A 15,847-nucleotide genomic window follows, 5' to 3' on the forward strand; every position below is an offset into this window, starting at 1 on the left:
CCGTCAGCATACTGCCCGGGTTGCCGGTGCTGTTCGGCTTGGGCTTGAACTGCCGGCCATCCCGGCCCGTGATCACGATATCTTTCTGTTCGCCTACTAAAACGCTTCCGCACATAATAAATCCTAAACGAACAAAATTACTAAATATTTTAGTAATTAATTGAATTTATTAACTCAAACGATTTTGGAGTTCATTCCTTATTGCTTTATGAAACGTTTGCTTTGCCTTTTACTCCTGATCTCCTCGACGGCCCTGGCCCAGCAGAATATCATGTTAAGTACTTACGAGTATCCTTATCTCGTTAGTTACCTGGAGCTGAATAGTCAGCACCAGCAACTAAAGATGGCCTATATGGATGTTAAGCCGCAACGTCCGAATGGTCAGGTGGTCGTACTTCTCCACGGCAAAAACTTTGGTGGTGCTTACTGGAAAACGACGATAGCGGCGCTGAGCGAAGAAGGCTACCGGGTGATCGCACCCGACCAGATCGGCTTTGGCAAATCATCCAAGCCGGTAGGTTACCAGTTCACCTTTCAGCAACTGGCTATTAATACCAAAGCGCTGCTGGATAAATTGGGTATCAAGAAAATCTTCTTACTCGGTCATTCGATGGGTGGCATGCTCTCCATGCGTTTCACCTTAATGTATCCGGAGATAGTTGCTAAACTCATACTGGAAGATCCGCTCGGATTGGAAGATTGGAAACGCATGGCGCCTTACGCATCGATTGATTCCAATTACCAAAAAGAATTGAAAACCGATTTCGCCTCAGCCAAAAAATACCAGCAGGAAAACTATTACCACGGCAGCTGGAAACCTGAATATGATGAATGGGTCAAACTGCAAACAGCCGCTGTCGGCGACCCGCAATACCCCGTAGTGGCGATGAATAATGCGCTTACGTCCGACATGATCTTTACCCAGCCGGTGATTTATGAACTGAACCTGATCAAAGCGCCGACACTGCTGATCATTGGCAGCCTGGACAAAACCGCGATCAATAGGGACCTGGTCAAAGACCCGGCGGTGAAAGCACAAATGGGCAATTATCCCAAAATCGCTAAAGCAGCACAACAGCAGATCCCCGGTTCACAACTGGTCCTCATCGACGGCGTGGGACACCTGCCGCACATCGAAGCCTTTGACCGCTTTATCGGGCCTTTGGAACCTTTCCTGAAGAACTAAAACGCAACGCCGGTCAATCGCGCACATTCGGCCAGTAAGTGATCCTGCGCTGTAACATCGTACGCGGCATGATTGTACCGCGCCTGTTGCTGATGGTGAAAATACTGCCCGCTTACCTGCGTTGCCTGATCGTCGCTGGTAGCGAGCCAAACCTGCGTTTCATAACCTTTTTGCAGATTATCGGGGGCGCCTTTGCCGCCCATCTTCGTCGGCACCCAACCCGGATCGACCGCATTGGCATAAACCTCCGGCCATTTTCTGGCCAGTGCCTTCGCCAGCATCAGCATATGAAGCTTCGTATCCGAATAAGACGGCCGCTCCGTCCAATCCGGCTGGCCGGATAAATGCATACCCGAACTCAAATAGATCAATCTTTGGGGTCGGTGCATCAGCGCTGTAAGGCTATAGGGAGCTAATGTATTGACATGTAACAATTGCTGCGCACTTGCTTGATACACACCGGCATTGTGGATCACCGCGTCGAAAGTACCTAAAGCGTTGGCTTTTGCTGCCAGCGCTTTAACTTCCTCGATATCCGACAGATCGGCGATCAGCACCTCCTTGGCACCGGGGGCTTGTTGCAAAGCTTCTTGTCCGCGTATTTCACTGCGCGCATGAAGGACGACTTCGTGCCCTTGTTTTACTAATGCTTTTGCCGCCAGCAGGCCTAAGCCATCAGCTGAACCGGTAATAAATATCTTTGCCATGATTTGATAACAGCGTTCATTCATCTTTGTTGCAATGAAAAAACCGATGCCGTTTGATTTTTTGCTGGACTACCTGCCAGTAAATGTAGTGGTCAAACCCGCTATCGGCATGCACTATATTTATTTTGAAGGCAAGATCGTTTTGATCTTCCGCAAGGTCGCTAAAAATCCCCAGCTTAATGGCATTTGGATCGCCGCCCGGCGTGAAGATCACGCCAGTCTGAAATCGGCCATTCCTGCTTTCACTGATTTCGATTTTGGCGCGGAGGTTTTTGAACCCAATTGGCTGCAATTGAAAGACGGCCATGAAGATTTTGAAGCAGCCGCTATCGCCCTTTGCGAACTGGTGACCCGCCGCGACCCGCGGGTCGGCAAACCAACTGCCAAAGCCGTCCTGTTCACGAAAGGATAGCCGGGCAACCATTCATAAAAACATCTTTTATAGCGATCATTGCGGTTGTTTCTTTATTTTAGCATTTATCAATCGCTTAATCCTTGAAATAGCTCGCCTCCAAAATAAGCCGTTGCACATTAAAGTTGCTTTTAGTTTAATGACAGCAGACCGGTTATTGAATGAAAACAAACCTGATAGTGCGAATATGATAATACAGCCTATTCATCTTGAGAACCCGGATCTAATAGAACCACTATTATTATACAAAGCAAAAATAGCGGATGCTGCCAATCTTACTAAAATGGGTTACGATAGTATGGTTGTGCACTACAGTAAGAAGCCAAGTGGCAACTTGCAGAGAGCGATGGTTTTTTATGGAACCAAACTAGGCCTAACAAATGACGAAATAAGAAGGCAGGTTGATCGGCGACGTGATTCGACCAGCTATATCGCAACAAACTTTAGCCTATATAATTACCGGACCCTAAAAAGCGTAAGCTTGTCCGACTATTTAGGCAAGGTAATTTTGCTGACGTACTGGTACCCCGGATGCGGGCCCTGTCGGGCGGAATTTCCTTTTTTTGAGAAAGCAATAAAAAAGTTCAGCGGAAAAGATGTAGTTTATTTAGGTATAAACACATCAGAGTCTCAAAGCGGGTTTGTCCTCCCTTTTCTTAAAACAACAGGACATAGTTTTATACCTTTACTGGATAGCCCAAATCGAAACAAGGGAACGTTACCATCTCCATATGAACCTGCGAACTACCTAATTAATCAAAAAGGTAAAATTGTATTCAAGGACTTCCAAATCAGCGATCAAAATGAAGAAACCTTGGTATTAATGATAAGTGAATTATTAAAAGAAGGTCTCCAATTTGAAAATATGACTTCACTGGATTCCGCTAAAATGAAATGAAGCCATTACATATTGGTCAAAATCGAATCGTCAAATTTTTTCATAGTACTCTAGACATATTCATCATCAATTTTAAAGTAAAGTTGAGCGTAAAAGATTTCCTGCGATTGCCAAATTAGAAATATTTGGTAAGTGGCGGAAATGAAAGTGATATCCTTGCTTTGGTAGTAAATAAAACGGTCGTTTTGTTTACCAAACCTTTTTGAGTGTTCGCTAAAAATCACAGCACCAAAACCTCAATGTTAATATTATCGTATTTGGAAAAGATCAAAGCCCGTGATTGCGGGTTTGACGACATTTATTAAATCAACTCTCACTTCCGTAGACATGGCCCCTGATAACAATATCAGGGGCTTTCTTTTAGGTAATTATCTTTAAAAGAACAAGTCTTTCCCAGGTCATCCCACCTACCCCATGCTCTTTTGGTTGCCTATCAGCTTCGCCTGATTTGGAAGTTGTTTATGGAGTCAAGCATGATCCTAACTCGATATCAGCACACGAATTGATTTTTAAGTAATAAGTTGTTTTATTAACAATTGAGAAGGGCACTAAAAATACACAAATTGATTTAGACACTAACGTACCGTAAATAGGCCTAAAAACATCTTTGTGATCAATTATTGATCGAAATTTAAGGAGTTAAAAAGACACAAATTGTTTCGAACGACGCAAATATCTTAGGTTTGGGTTCGACGGCTTTTTGAAAAAGCTATTCGATCTGGAAACGTCGTACGCTTCAATACTACATTTCTCCTATAAACCTAAAAGGCATCGCGCTCCTAAGAATAAAAATATCTCCTGAATGCCTAAACAAAATTTTCAACAAATTCTCTTTAGGGTGTTGATCATACTATCAATCACATTAGCTGTTATATACTTATTGGCAACAGGATATTACTACTTTATTAACATTAAAATATCAATGGGTTGAGAGGCTATATGATTTTCACTTTACCGATGACCAATTCATCATATTTAGACCAATAATTCAGAAACTTCGATTTCCAGGTAATCAGCTATTACCATCAGGTTCAAGAGCGTCAATTTAGTTTTTCCTGTCTCTAATTTGCTATAAGCATTCTGAGAAATCTGTAATCTTCGAGCGACTTGTTCCTGAGACTTTCCTTTTGCTTTACGACTTTTCCGTACGTTGGACGCAACATTTTTTACTTTACTGTCTATTTCCCCACCCATAATGTTTGAATTAGCCTATACGGGTAGTGCTTCAAATGAGTAACATATACGGGGATAGATATATATAAGGAGTAATATCTATTTTTGTTTTAACTGTCTGATTTACAGATTATTTAAATGTGTTTAGCGAGGCTATCTATAAGTCGCGATCCCAAGTCACCAATATACATTCTTCCTCTCATTTAAATATTCAGGTTAGCCAAATCTCGCTCAATAGATCGCAACAACATCCTTCTGACCTTTACAAAAGCGTTTCTTTTGATCGCAATCAACATGCCTTTGGATTTAATAACCGGCATTTTTTTTTCGATGAATTGAATGGTTCCAACGGACTGTAGATATCCAGGCAGGTTTACGGTACTAAGGTGTTCGATAACGCCGTCATATCTTGCCAATGAGCGCTCAAGTGTTGCAACGTCTGCTTGACAAACCTCTTTTAAACCGCTGATTTCATTCTTGATTTCTAGTAGCTCTTGATGATAATTTTTCACTTCTCCTCCAGTTTTGTCCAATGCTAAACTTCAAAATTAACAAGCTTTCATGCACCGCAACGAGCGGGTATTAAATAGCTGTTAGTTAATAAGTTCTCCAGGGTTCTTTTGCTATCGATGGCTTCCTTTAAGGATAAGTTCATTAAGGCCGCAACGGTTCTGGGATAAAGATTTACGGCAAGATCAGAAAGAAGCTTAAAGGAGGCGATCTCGATAGCTTCCGCAACGATCAGGTGTGTTAAGATGATGGCATCTGTCTCTATGGATTTTTCCCCCACATGACCATGAAGAAACTTATCCAGGTCAAGGTTCCCTATTATATCTTTGGGTTCGGCTCCTTTTTGCAGTAACATAATTGCTAACCGAAGTCGAATCCGCTGCCCGTTGATGATCGTGCCTAAGTTAAGAATCGTGAACTTTAATTCATTTGATGTTGTTTTGCAAACGATAGAAGGCAGTAGGATCATCAGACAACTCTTAGACGTATATACATCTGCCAGGGTGATCACAAATAGGTTTACTATCTCCTGATGGGTTAACTTAGGTTGTTCTTCGGACGGCATTACCACGGAATTTTCCATTGGGCATCAATTTAAGGTATTGACAGCCAGGGACTCGTAGGTGCAGTAAATAATTGGTTTCTGAAAAGAGCTGTAACGTAATATACAATTTTTCCTCCAGGTTTTCCTTAAATTATTTAGTCTCTCCTATGACTTTTAAAATGAAGTTGTCTTAATGTTAAAGTGTGAAAATTTATTGTTCCTGATCTGGCAGGGTAAACCAAAATGTTGCACCTTCGCCCAAAGTGCTGTTAACACCAATTTCTCCCCCGTGCCGGCTGATTATCTGAGCGGAAATGTATAAGCCAAGACCCAATCCTGAAGTTTGGTTCTTATTGAATTTGGCGCGGTAATACCGGTCGAATACCTTGTTAAGGTCATCAGCGAGTAAACCTTGCCCCTTGTCGGTCACTGAAATTTTCACATCGTGCAATCGTTTTTCGGCCCGGATAATAATTTCCATTGAATTTGGTGCATACTTCACGGCATTGGTAACAAAGTTGACCAATACCTGGTCGATCTTCTGATGATCACCAAACACCTCTAAGTATTGTTCCCCATGAAATTTAATATTGTACTTACCTTCCATTTGTATATGACTGCAACAACTTTCAACAAGTTCGGATACAATAAAGCGGCTCTTATTTAAGGCAAGTTCTCCCTGTTCAATTTTTGTTGTATTGAGAAGATCAACAACTAAAAGGGATAATTTAGTAGCGCTTCGCTCTGCACGAACAAGTAGTTTTTTTAAGTTATCGGGAAACTGAATATCGTTAGAAACAATTCTGGAAATCAACTGCAAGGTAGCTTTTAAACTGGTGAGAGGCGTTTTCAGTTCGTGACTGGCTACGCTTATAAATTCCTCCTTTTGCTGACGGAGATTATATTTTTCAGTTACATCTTCGATGATCGTATAACCGAGAGTTTGCCCGTTATCGGGAAATAAAATAGACGTAATCTGGCACCAAATGATCGTACCATCTTTTTTTATTAGCTGTGTTTCCAGGCTAAACGATGGGGTTAATTCCTTCCAAAGCTTTTCCTGTAAATAAGACCAGTCCTTATGATGATCTATTGGAGCGAAATCAAGAATCCTTGTACCTACCAAATCCTCTTTTTGATCGTAACCGAGCAACTGTACCAAAGCTTGATTAACTTAAATAATTTTTAAGTCCGGGCCAATGATCTTATTGCCCAGACGCGAATTTTCAAATATCGTAGTGAAGCGCAGGTGTGTCTCCCGGAAAGCCTGGTTTTCTTTTTTGAGTACCGCGATTTCTTGCTTTAGAGATTGGGTTGTTTCCGGCATAGCATTTTTATCAGTGGAACCTAATAAAATGAGCCGGTTAAGCAAACTTAAGCGATCCTTCGTTTAGGAGTTATGTTAATAACAAATGCTGTCTAAATTGTTTGAGTGGCTTAACGTAAAAGGGGAAATTATTTAGTTAACAATCAGAAATATCCTTAAATAATAATGATTTGTTTTAGACACTCAATACTCACAAAATGCTTTATTCTACAATTGCTGTGTCGTACAGCAAAGCTTAATTTAAATAACTAATGAACTTGCATTTTGATCCGGCAGTGTGAACCAAAAAGCCGATCCTTCCCCGGGTTTACTTTCAACTCCAATATCGCCTCCATGACGCCGAATAATCTCTGCCGAAATATAGAGGCCGAGTCCCAGGCCAGAGCCCTGATGTGTATTTTCTTCTACGCGATAGTAGCGTTCAAACAACCGGCTTAGATGTCGCTGCGATATTCCCGCTCCCTCATCAATTACTGTAATTTTCACGCCAGATAGTAAGCGCTCCACACGCATGGTGATGACCAGACTTTCCGGAGCGTATTTCATAGCGTTATTAACCAAGTTCATAAGCACTTGCTCAACCTTTTGTTGATCGGCAAACATGACAATGGAATGATCGCCCTGAAAGGTCAACAGATACTTTCCTTCCAGTTCAATATGATTACAACAGCTATCCATAATTTCACTAACGGGAAAAGTGGTTTGGTTTAAGGCCAGTTGACCCTGCTCAATCCTAGTGGTGTTTAAAAGGTCTGTGATCAGATAATCTAATTTCCCGGTATTCTTTTCAGCTCCGCCTGCCAAACGGCGCAGGCCTTCACTTCCAATCTGTTCTTTATCCAACATTCGGTTCAGCAACTGCAAGGTCGCCTTCAATGAGGTTACCGGGGTTTTAAGTTCATGGCTGGCGACGCTTATAAATTCTTCCTTCTGCTTGCGTAAGTTATATTGTCCTGTGATATCCTCAATGATGGTATACCCCAGGGTTTGGTTATTATCGTTAAAAAGTATGGAAGTAACCTGGCACCAAACAATAGTGCAATCTTTGCGGATAAGGCACGTTTCCAGACTGAAAGAAGGGGCTGTAAGTTTCCATAGCTGTTGTTGAAGGTGCCTCCATGCTTGATGTTCTTCCGGCGGCGAGTAATCAAGGATTAGTTTACCTATTATATCATCTTTAGCGGTATATCCAAGTAGTTTTACAAGCGCTGCGTTAACCTGTAGAATTTTTAAATCGGAAGCAATGATTTTGTTTCCCATGCGCGAGGCCTCAAAAATCGCCTGGAAACGCGATTGACTTTCCTGATAAGCCCGGTTAACTTCTGCCGTCTGAATTGCAAGTTCGCTTAACCGCTCATTCTCGGCAGTAAGTTCTGCATTCTGTTTTTTTAGCGAATTGATTATATCCATATTATATCATAAAACAAAACGACACTTGAGTCATTTAAGTAGTGCCTAACACGTGACCAAACGGCTAATATCGTTGCCTGGTGGAGCCATTTATAAGTTTTAAAAAGAATAATATCACTGGTTCATACCTTTAAATTTAAACTCGTACATATTTAAAGCGACTATTATCATCACTTCTTTTTCTGTGGAGCCGTTTCTGTTTTACAAGCTTTAGTAAAATGTCGGAAAATTCTGGAGCCCTTACCTTCGAGCCGAATTGTTCTTTACAATGGTCAACAATGGCAGCGATCGACCGAGACTCGTTAAAGAAAGCAGTTTGAAGCAACTTACGCAGCATTTTAGTGGCACCAGGCTTTTTAAGTGCTATGGCCCCCATGTTTTTATTAGCTGCATTAATTTGACTTCCTTCGAGTGCAAGAAAATCGGAAGCACGATTTTCCATATCTTCAAATCCCATCTCTTGCAGTAATCGATCTACAATTCTGATCTGGACGGCTTCTGACTGAAAGGCATTTACAATCCTTGCCAATTCAGCAAGTTGATTTTTGAGTTTTTCTATGTGTTTGATCATTTACTACCTTAAAGCTATATATAGAAACTCGCGCGTTCGTATTCGTGTACCCACACCCCTTGGGAAGCAACGGCTATGCATAAGCGTAATCTATAAGCCCACGCGCATCTTTACTTAACGGTTTTCACGTGAGTTTATTTAAGCGATAATTATTTTCTTATAATGATAACAATCTGATTCTGTTTTTGTTAGTAATAAAACATTATTTAACATCAATATGGAAAATCAAACAAAATCGAGAAGCGAAGGCAAGGTTGCAACAGCAATTGAAGAACAAACAGCCAAGCTGCCCTCTGACCTGTTTTTATGGGCTGCCTTAGGGTCTATGGCTGCGTCACTAACCTTGAAAATCATGTCCAAGAAACATACAGCATTATTCATAGGGCAATGGGCGGCTCCATTTTTACTATTGGGCGTCTATAATAAACTGGTAAAACTGGACGGCCATGACCAGGAAAATAAAGCGTAGTCATAGCCCTTTGGCTTTTTTGTTACTAATTACCCATTAATCCTATGAAAAAAATTCTTTCCATTTTCGGCCTCCTAACAGTTTTCGCAGCTGTAGGGTGTAAGGGCCCATCAACCAGCGACAGCAAGGATGCAGCTGATAGTACCAATCAAGCGAAGACAGATAGCGGAACAATGAAAGTCGCATCATCGGCATCGGTGGATGACAGCAAATTCGCGGTCGCGGCCGCCAGCGGAGGTCTTGCAGAAGTCGAGCTTGGCCATCTTGCAGAACAGACATCGAAGGATCCAAGGGTGAAAGAATTTGGTTCCATGATGGTAGCAGATCATTCCAAAGCCAATAACGAGCTCGCTGACCTAGCCAAATCCAAGAACATCACCTTACCTCCGATACCTGGTGAAGAGGAGCAGAAGATAAAAAAGGATTTGACCGTAAAATCAGGTAAATACTTTGACAAAGCTTATATCAGCGAAATGGTGAAAGATCACGAAAAAGATATAAAACTTTTTGTCGACGCGCGTTCGACAGTGAAAGACCCTGATCTGTTAATGTATATCGACAAAACGCTTCCTGTGCTCAAAAGGCACTTACAGCATGTAGAAGGCATTAAGAAGAAAGTTAAATAGTTCTGGCGGATAATAGCATTACAAACTGGCAGTGAGTTGATTAGGCTAATATTACGTCAGACGGGTCTACAATTTATTGTATTGATAATTATTATGTTCACCTGAACGAGATCTTATAAGACGTTGTTTTTTAACAAGCTGTAACAAAACGCCAGATACTTCGGAAGCTTTGATATCAGCGTCAAACTCATTGTTTCCATGATCAACAATTTCCGCAATTGAATGCGGGGTATCGAAAAAATCAGTGAGCAATATTTGATTTAGTATTTTTGTAGCACCAGGCTTAATTGGCTTCGCCTTTGTAATTGAAAGAGCCGGATACTCTGGATTAGCTGTTTTATCTTGCATCAAAACCTGTATAACCCAGTCCACAACGCGGGTCTGTACAGCCTCAGACCGAAATGCATTAATCGCTTCTGCCAACAGCATTAATTGATTTTTTATTTGCTCTACTCGTTTGCTCATATTTTATAAGATGGACCGCAATCTGCTGGTAAAATGTTAACTCTTATTTAATAAGTTAGTTTGGGAGGTATCTACATATTTATATAAGGTAGGTTTGGTAATACCGACAAGTTCGCAGATTTTGCCTACCGTCATTTCGCGTTCATTGTAAAGCTTGATCACCAACTCCTTTTTATCCTTGTTCAATTTTTGGGGCCGTCCTCCTACCCGTCCCCTTGCCCTGGCTGATGACAGGCCAGCGTGCGAGCGTTTTTTAATAACGTTACTTTCAAATTCCGCAAGCGCACCGAAAATTTGAAAGATCAGTTTTCCGGACGATGTTGAGGTGTCCATGTTTTCCTGCAAACTCTTAAGTGCTATCTCTTCCTGCTCCAGCCAGGCCATCCACTCCAGCAAGTTTTTTAGAGACCGCCCAAGGCGATCCAACCGCCAAACTACAAAGGTGTCCCCTTTCCGCAAAAGTTCGCGGGCGTTCATAAGTGCTGGCCTTTCATTGGAGCTGCCCATAATTTTATCATTAAAAATCTATTCGCAGCCGGCTTGCTTCAAGGCATCAGTCTGCAAATTTGAAGTTTGGTCTAAAGTTGATACACGTTAATAGCCGATTAGCATGCAAAATAAATCTAAGAGTGAAACCATATTTTAATAGCAAATTAAACGGTCGTTTTATTTACTCGCAAAGGCCGCTATGTTGTTGATCTGTAGGGAAGCCACAGAATGGGCGGCATTAATTGGTTTCTCGAATAAGTTGAGGTGGCATAATATCTGAATAAGTTTAAATAGGTTGTCTCCACTAAAATTATTTTAAAAAATTATTTAAGAATAATTAATCGTTACCTTCACCTTGAGTTCTCCGTACTTTGTCATCTTCAGAAGTGCATTTTCGCACCCCGGCCATACTCTTTACATTTTTAATTCTTATAGTATGTGTACGGTTGAATTTGCAGTAAAATATCTATATGCTATTGAAAGAAAAAATCAAAAGTATTTAGTGACTATTATACCACAATAATGGCTTATGTTTTAATAATTGGCAAACAACCAATAAGTGTCCATGTCATTAATGAAGATTTACCCTTCGAAATTAAATATGAGATTGAATCTCTGTTTTGGATAAACTGAATAAAATCATCGTTTACTTGCCCCCTTTAAATCGACCGTCACAAGATATCCTTGTTAATTAGTTTCGTATTAGTTAACTTTGTTTTATTTCAAGCCGATACGTTTAAGCCGATACTACCCGTCTAATGACGGGTTTTTTATTTCAAGCCCGCCTACTCTGTTGGGTCAATTAGCGCCTTTTTATAAACAACTTTTTAATTTTGGCTTTACCTTGAAGTTTCCTAACGGATGTTCTGTTTTGTAATTGGTAAGTTCTTCAATGATCATCTTGAGGCACTCTATTTTGAAAGCAACACAACAGCATTTCAATCAATATGGCCGTCGACAAGATTTATCGTGGGTGACATTTGATGTTCCTGACAAATCAGTTTACGTACTTCATTCTGAATAAGTAAGCGGAAAATTTCCATAACTGTAAGTTAAGGGTAAGTTATAATCACTCAAGGGAGAGATGAGTCTTAATTTGGGCTTTAAAAATCGTTACGGAAGACGGATAACTAATCTAATAATGTGTAAGTTAACTAATGTTTAACGAGAGATTGCATTTAAATTTACTATGTCCAATTTCTCACTCTACTACACATTCAAAGCAAGCGGCTATATCTCGGGTATTTTAGGTTATACCTCAAATCGACTCAGCAATTCCATAGTAACAAGTATTTAGGGGTAAAATAGCATAATTGGAATATGTTGTTTTATTAACAATGTAAAAGCTACTAAAAATGGAATAATTTGTTTTATACACTAAGTGTATGTGATCGGCGACCATAGAAGGGCTTTTGAGATGACATCAGTGATTTCAAGACGGAACAATACACCACTTTTTTATGTATTGTCTAAAACAAATTGTGTGCGTTGTACCAAATAAATCACTCCCCATTAATAAAACAATTGTTAGTGATTTTATTTTATGGGGTTGTTCTAAACAAATGTAGTCGATGTTGAAAATTTATCGTTGTCAAAGCTTTCAGGACTGTAATGCGCCAATTTGCTGTAATAAAGCCAGGAAATCCGGTTGACCGAACTCTTCAATAATTTGACCATTTGAAAATAGGTAAAAATTAATCGCCCTAACTTCAATGCTTTTCCCAGTAGCTGGTATCCCTAAAAACACACCTTGATGGGTGCCTCGCATTGTAAACCGGGCAGCTATCTTATCGTCTTCTGAGATCATGTCCTCCAGTGTCCATTGAATATCTGGAAAACCAGAACGCATCATATTTATAATATCTATATAGCCGGATGGGCCTTTCAATGGGTTAGCTTGACCAGGGACGAAAAATAAGGCATTAGTTGAAATCAGCTCTTTTGCCAGTTCTTTATTCGCAGAGTTGATGAATTGGACAAAGCGCTCCATCGTTTGTTTATTATTCATATCCATTAAATTTTCTGTCCAAAGATCGATTAACCACATGAAACAATACCTTAATAAGTTTTAAGAAATAACCATAAGATATCTTAAGTTTCGTCTATTTTTTCACCAGATTGTTGCGAATGGTGCTCAGAAATTCAGGCGTAATGCCAAGATATGAGGCAATTTGTGATAGAGGAAGGCGGTTCGCAAGATGGGGAAATTGACCGACAAAAAACAAATACCGCTGCTCTGCAGTCGCGCTGATGTTTTGAAGTACTCGATCTTGAAGTTCGATGTATTTTTGTTCAATAATAACGCGAAAATTGCGATCAAATTTTGGATAGTGCGTGTACAAATTCAACATATCGTCATGCGAAATTTGCAGTACGATCATTGATTCTACAGCTTCGATATATAACTGGCTCGGCCTTTCAGAATAAAAGCTGCTTAGATCGGTTGCCCATTCATTTTCAATAATGAACTGGATATTATGTGCTTTTGCGTTCTGATCAACAGCAAACATCTTCGCACAACCTGTTATGACAAACGTAAAGTGACGACAAACATCACCCTGCTGGAGGAGGAACTGTTTTCTTCTAATCCTTCTTTCTACAAAAACAGATGCAATTGCGTCGAACTCCTCATCATTAAGTGGTAGGAAGTTATTGAAGTGTATATTTAGTTTTTCAATGGATAGCATCGCATAGTGTTTGTATAGAAATGGAAGTAAATTGCATAACTAAAGGCTTTTTTCATTCATTGACAATTTATCAAAAATAATCCAACCCGTGATTTTGAAATTAACAACTCACCGATTTTGTCCCATTACGAATTTACTATTATCAGATATAAACTTAAAGTTAGATAGCGCAAGCTACTGTTCTCCAAAAAAATTGTTCAAAAACGGCCGTTTTATGAACAGGGTGAAAAACAGCCATATTTCATGTGTTCAAATATTAGCCTTCAATAATGAACATGTTCATATATATTTGATACGTTATTGAACAGCTTGATCAAGTCTAAGGAACGTGACAAGTGGATTGAAATACGAATCAAGGCATTGATAGTTTCTTAAAAACGGCGATCTGGTAAATTTTTCCAATAGGTATTTCCAGTCTGCCTAACTGTATATGTGTCTTATTGAAAGAGATTACTTGGTTTATTGCGATTATATATGACCGATGTACCCGCAAAAACATCCCAGCTGGTAGCATCGCTTCCATTGCTGCCATGGAATACTTGGTAATAACCTGGCCGTCTGGGATTACAATTTTTACATAATCCTTGAGGCTTTCCACATATAGAATTTCTTTCAAAACTACTTTCACCATTTTGCGGTCAGCCCGGAAATATAGAAAATTTTCTTTTGCCAAAGTAGAGATATCTGCTTTTGTAACTGGGGGAGGTTGGTAATTCGGAAGAGCCCTGTTCACCGCTTTTACAAAGCGTTCAAATTTTATGGGCTTGAGCAGATAATCGGTCGCCTCAAGATCGTAACTTTCCAATGCATATTCGCTGTAGGCTGTTGTAAAAATAATCTTGGGGCGCCCCACTAGGGAGCTCACCAGTTCAAGCCCATTAAGCTGTGGCATTCGAATATCTAAAAACATAATATCCACCGGATTGGCGTGAAGGAAAGCAATCACCTGAAGCGCGTTGCTGCATTCACCTATAAGATTCAGCATGGGCAGTTTTGTTATGTAGCGTTTCAACACTTCGCGAGCGGGAGGTTCATCATCTACGATGAGGCAATTATATGTAGGCAGACTCATAATTCGCTTTCCGGTTGAGTTCAATGTTTAACGTTACAATGTACATTTCTTCTTCAGCGAGTATCTGCAGATCATGCCGCTGTGGGTATAATAAATTTAATCTCTTTCGGACATTGTCGATACCGATCCCACCTGGCTGGGGTACCAGTTCCTTGGTTTTGCCGTTGATGATTTTTAATGACATGGAATCCCCGTTCATGTTTAGTTGAATATTAATCCAAGGCATTTCCAGCACATCACTGGTTCCATGTTTGAAGCAGTTTTCGATAAATGGCAGGATCATCAGTGGCGCGATTAATAACTCAGCAGGAACGACAGGTAGCTGCACACTGATCTCCAGGTTATTGCCGTAGCGCTGCTTTTCCAGTCCCATGTATTCCAGCAACATATCTAATTCTTGCTTTAAAGGAACCAGCGGAGCATTGCAGGAATAAAGCATGTATCTCAACAGGGCAGAAAGTCCCAGGAGCATATCTGCCGCTACAGGGGCTTTATCCTGCGCATGAGCATAAATATTGTTTAGGGTATTGAATAAAAAATGTGGATGCAATTGTGCTTTTAGTGAGTGCAGTTCTGCCACCGCTTTTTCCTGTTCCAATATTAGTGCATGCTGTTGCTTTTCATAAAAGTATTTCATCAGTTTTATAGCCGCTGCCAGACCGCCTATGGTGATACTTCCGCGAAGCCCGGAGATCCATGCTAGAAACAACTGGATTGCGAATGGTGTTGGCCCTTGCCCAGGTAATAATCCCGGATGGCTAAGAAGATATTGTTGCCGATAATATTCTATGACAGTTAACGATACCAGGGCAGATAAACCGCCGGTAACGAACAATAGGCTAATGATGGCCAGAATAGCTTTAAAGTACTTAGCTGGTATAACAAGATTAGGAATCACCCAATAAAGCAATGTATAGGTAAGAAACAAAGCTGGAAACATATACCAGAAACTTTCGCCAAGGTTGACGCCGACCCGCTGCCAGAACGTTAACTTATTGAGCACGGGAGATGGTGTAAAGGAATAAAGGTAAACCTGAAAGACATACCAGCTAAACCAGAAAGTAATGTGGCGGCAGGCGCGCCATTTGAATTGACCCGAGAATACGAAATTTAATTGAGTCACAGGCATCGTTAATTTCATTAAAGGTAAGCAGCAGAAAAACTAATCACTAATCATTTCCGATAAAATAGACTAAGACCATTTTTTTAACAATGAAACGGTTTTGTCGTCGATAAAAGTTGTTTGTCATTTACAACCACCTTTGTAACCATCTTTAAGCCCCACTGGTCTACTTTAATAA

General features: G+C 40.5%; 18 protein-coding genes. 5 read left to right on the forward strand and 13 right to left on the reverse strand.

Translation table 11 applies throughout. From position 1 onward, the window contains the following. The first annotated feature begins 208 nt into the window (after positions 1–208). Positions 209–1,186 carry an alpha/beta fold hydrolase gene (locus tag QWZ01_RS22795; RefSeq protein WP_290327453.1) on the forward strand — a complete coding sequence of 326 codons (978 nt, stop codon included), beginning with the start codon at positions 209–211 and terminating at the stop codon, positions 1,184–1,186. On the opposite strand, the gene QWZ01_RS22800 is transcribed toward QWZ01_RS22795, so the two are convergent. Further along, the gene (locus tag QWZ01_RS22800) at positions 1,183–1,893 is read right to left on the reverse strand and encodes an SDR family NAD(P)-dependent oxidoreductase (RefSeq protein ID WP_290327455.1); all 711 of its coding nucleotides are present in this window, start codon (positions 1,891–1,893) and stop codon (positions 1,183–1,185) included. The two genes, QWZ01_RS22795 and QWZ01_RS22800, sit on opposite strands and share 4 nt — an antisense overlap. Before the next feature lie 34 nt (positions 1,894–1,927). Here QWZ01_RS22800 and QWZ01_RS22805 point away from each other — a divergent pair, with 34 nt between their 5' ends. Both QWZ01_RS22805 and QWZ01_RS22810 read left to right on the forward strand, forming a co-directional pair. Then, complete coding sequence (locus QWZ01_RS22805) at positions 1,928–2,305, forward strand: hypothetical protein (RefSeq protein WP_290327457.1); 378 nt, start codon at positions 1,928–1,930, stop codon at positions 2,303–2,305. Positions 2,306–2,444: 139 nt separating this feature from the next. Further along, positions 2,445–3,203, forward strand: coding sequence for a TlpA disulfide reductase family protein (locus QWZ01_RS22810; RefSeq protein ID WP_290327460.1), 759 nt, complete (start codon positions 2,445–2,447; stop codon positions 3,201–3,203). 975 nt (positions 3,204–4,178) lie between these two features. Here the strand turns inward: QWZ01_RS22810 and QWZ01_RS22815 are convergent. The 6 genes from QWZ01_RS22815 to QWZ01_RS22840 all read right to left on the reverse strand — a co-directional run bounded on the left by QWZ01_RS22815 (position 4,179) and on the right by QWZ01_RS22840 (position 8,738). Then, entirely contained in the window at positions 4,179–4,397 is a 219-nt protein-coding gene (locus QWZ01_RS22815) for a helix-turn-helix domain-containing protein (protein WP_290327461.1), read from the reverse strand. A gap of 182 nt (positions 4,398–4,579) precedes the next feature. Continuing rightward, the gene (locus tag QWZ01_RS22820) at positions 4,580–4,909 is read right to left on the reverse strand and encodes a hypothetical protein (protein WP_290327463.1); all 330 of its coding nucleotides are present in this window, start codon (positions 4,907–4,909) and stop codon (positions 4,580–4,582) included. A 26-nt stretch (positions 4,910–4,935) separates the two neighbouring features. Then, positions 4,936–5,469 carry a DUF892 family protein gene (locus QWZ01_RS22825; RefSeq protein WP_290327464.1) on the reverse strand — a complete coding sequence of 178 codons (534 nt, stop codon included), beginning with the start codon at positions 5,467–5,469 and terminating at the stop codon, positions 4,936–4,938. 172 nt (positions 5,470–5,641) lie between these two features. Further along, positions 5,642–6,592, reverse strand: coding sequence for a PAS domain-containing sensor histidine kinase (locus QWZ01_RS22830; RefSeq protein ID WP_290327466.1), 951 nt, complete (start codon positions 6,590–6,592; stop codon positions 5,642–5,644). Positions 6,593–6,997: 405 nt separating this feature from the next. Next, entirely contained in the window at positions 6,998–8,167 is a 1,170-nt protein-coding gene (locus tag QWZ01_RS22835) for a PAS domain-containing sensor histidine kinase (protein WP_290327469.1), read from the reverse strand. A 136-nt stretch (positions 8,168–8,303) separates the two neighbouring features. Next, a complete protein-coding gene (locus QWZ01_RS22840) occupies positions 8,304–8,738 on the reverse strand; it encodes a hypothetical protein (protein WP_290327471.1) in 435 nt (144 codons plus the stop codon). A 217-nt stretch (positions 8,739–8,955) separates the two neighbouring features. Here QWZ01_RS22840 and QWZ01_RS22845 point away from each other — a divergent pair, with 217 nt between their 5' ends. Together QWZ01_RS22845 and QWZ01_RS22850 are read left to right on the forward strand one after the other, a co-directional pair. Continuing rightward, on the forward strand, positions 8,956–9,207 hold the full coding sequence (locus QWZ01_RS22845) for a hypothetical protein (protein ID WP_290327473.1): 252 nt from the start codon (positions 8,956–8,958) through the stop codon (positions 9,205–9,207). A 44-nt stretch (positions 9,208–9,251) separates the two neighbouring features. Beyond that, positions 9,252–9,833 (forward strand): DUF4142 domain-containing protein, encoded by a 582-nt coding sequence (locus QWZ01_RS22850; RefSeq protein ID WP_290327474.1) that lies wholly within the window; start codon positions 9,252–9,254, stop codon positions 9,831–9,833. Positions 9,834–9,899: 66 nt separating this feature from the next. Here QWZ01_RS22850 and QWZ01_RS22855 read toward each other — a convergent pair whose 3' ends face one another. The 6 genes from QWZ01_RS22855 to QWZ01_RS22880 form a co-directional block, all read right to left on the reverse strand. Continuing rightward, positions 9,900–10,298, reverse strand: a complete 399-nt coding sequence (locus QWZ01_RS22855; RefSeq protein WP_290327476.1) for a hypothetical protein — start codon at positions 10,296–10,298, stop codon at positions 9,900–9,902. A 36-nt stretch (positions 10,299–10,334) separates the two neighbouring features. Then, positions 10,335–10,823 carry a recombinase family protein gene (locus QWZ01_RS22860; RefSeq protein WP_353959438.1) on the reverse strand — a complete coding sequence of 163 codons (489 nt, stop codon included), beginning with the start codon at positions 10,821–10,823 and terminating at the stop codon, positions 10,335–10,337. Between the two features lie 1,564 nt (positions 10,824–12,387). Then, positions 12,388–12,834 (reverse strand): ester cyclase, encoded by a 447-nt coding sequence (locus QWZ01_RS22865; RefSeq protein WP_290327478.1) that lies wholly within the window; start codon positions 12,832–12,834, stop codon positions 12,388–12,390. A 55-nt stretch (positions 12,835–12,889) separates the two neighbouring features. Continuing rightward, complete coding sequence (locus QWZ01_RS22870; RefSeq protein ID WP_290327480.1) at positions 12,890–13,474, reverse strand: Crp/Fnr family transcriptional regulator; 585 nt, start codon at positions 13,472–13,474, stop codon at positions 12,890–12,892. 352 nt (positions 13,475–13,826) lie between these two features. Further along, complete coding sequence (locus QWZ01_RS22875) at positions 13,827–14,546, reverse strand: LytR/AlgR family response regulator transcription factor (protein ID WP_290327482.1); 720 nt, start codon at positions 14,544–14,546, stop codon at positions 13,827–13,829. After that, positions 14,527–15,687 carry a sensor histidine kinase gene (locus QWZ01_RS22880; protein ID WP_290327484.1) on the reverse strand — a complete coding sequence of 387 codons (1,161 nt, stop codon included), beginning with the start codon at positions 15,685–15,687 and terminating at the stop codon, positions 14,527–14,529. Before QWZ01_RS22880 ends, QWZ01_RS22875 begins: the two co-directional genes overlap by 20 nt. Positions 15,688–15,847: the final 160 nt, after the last annotated feature.

The organism is Mucilaginibacter aquaedulcis (assembly GCF_030409325.1).
In the GTDB taxonomy this organism is placed as follows: Bacteria; Bacteroidota; Bacteroidia; order Sphingobacteriales; family Sphingobacteriaceae; genus Mucilaginibacter; species Mucilaginibacter aquaedulcis.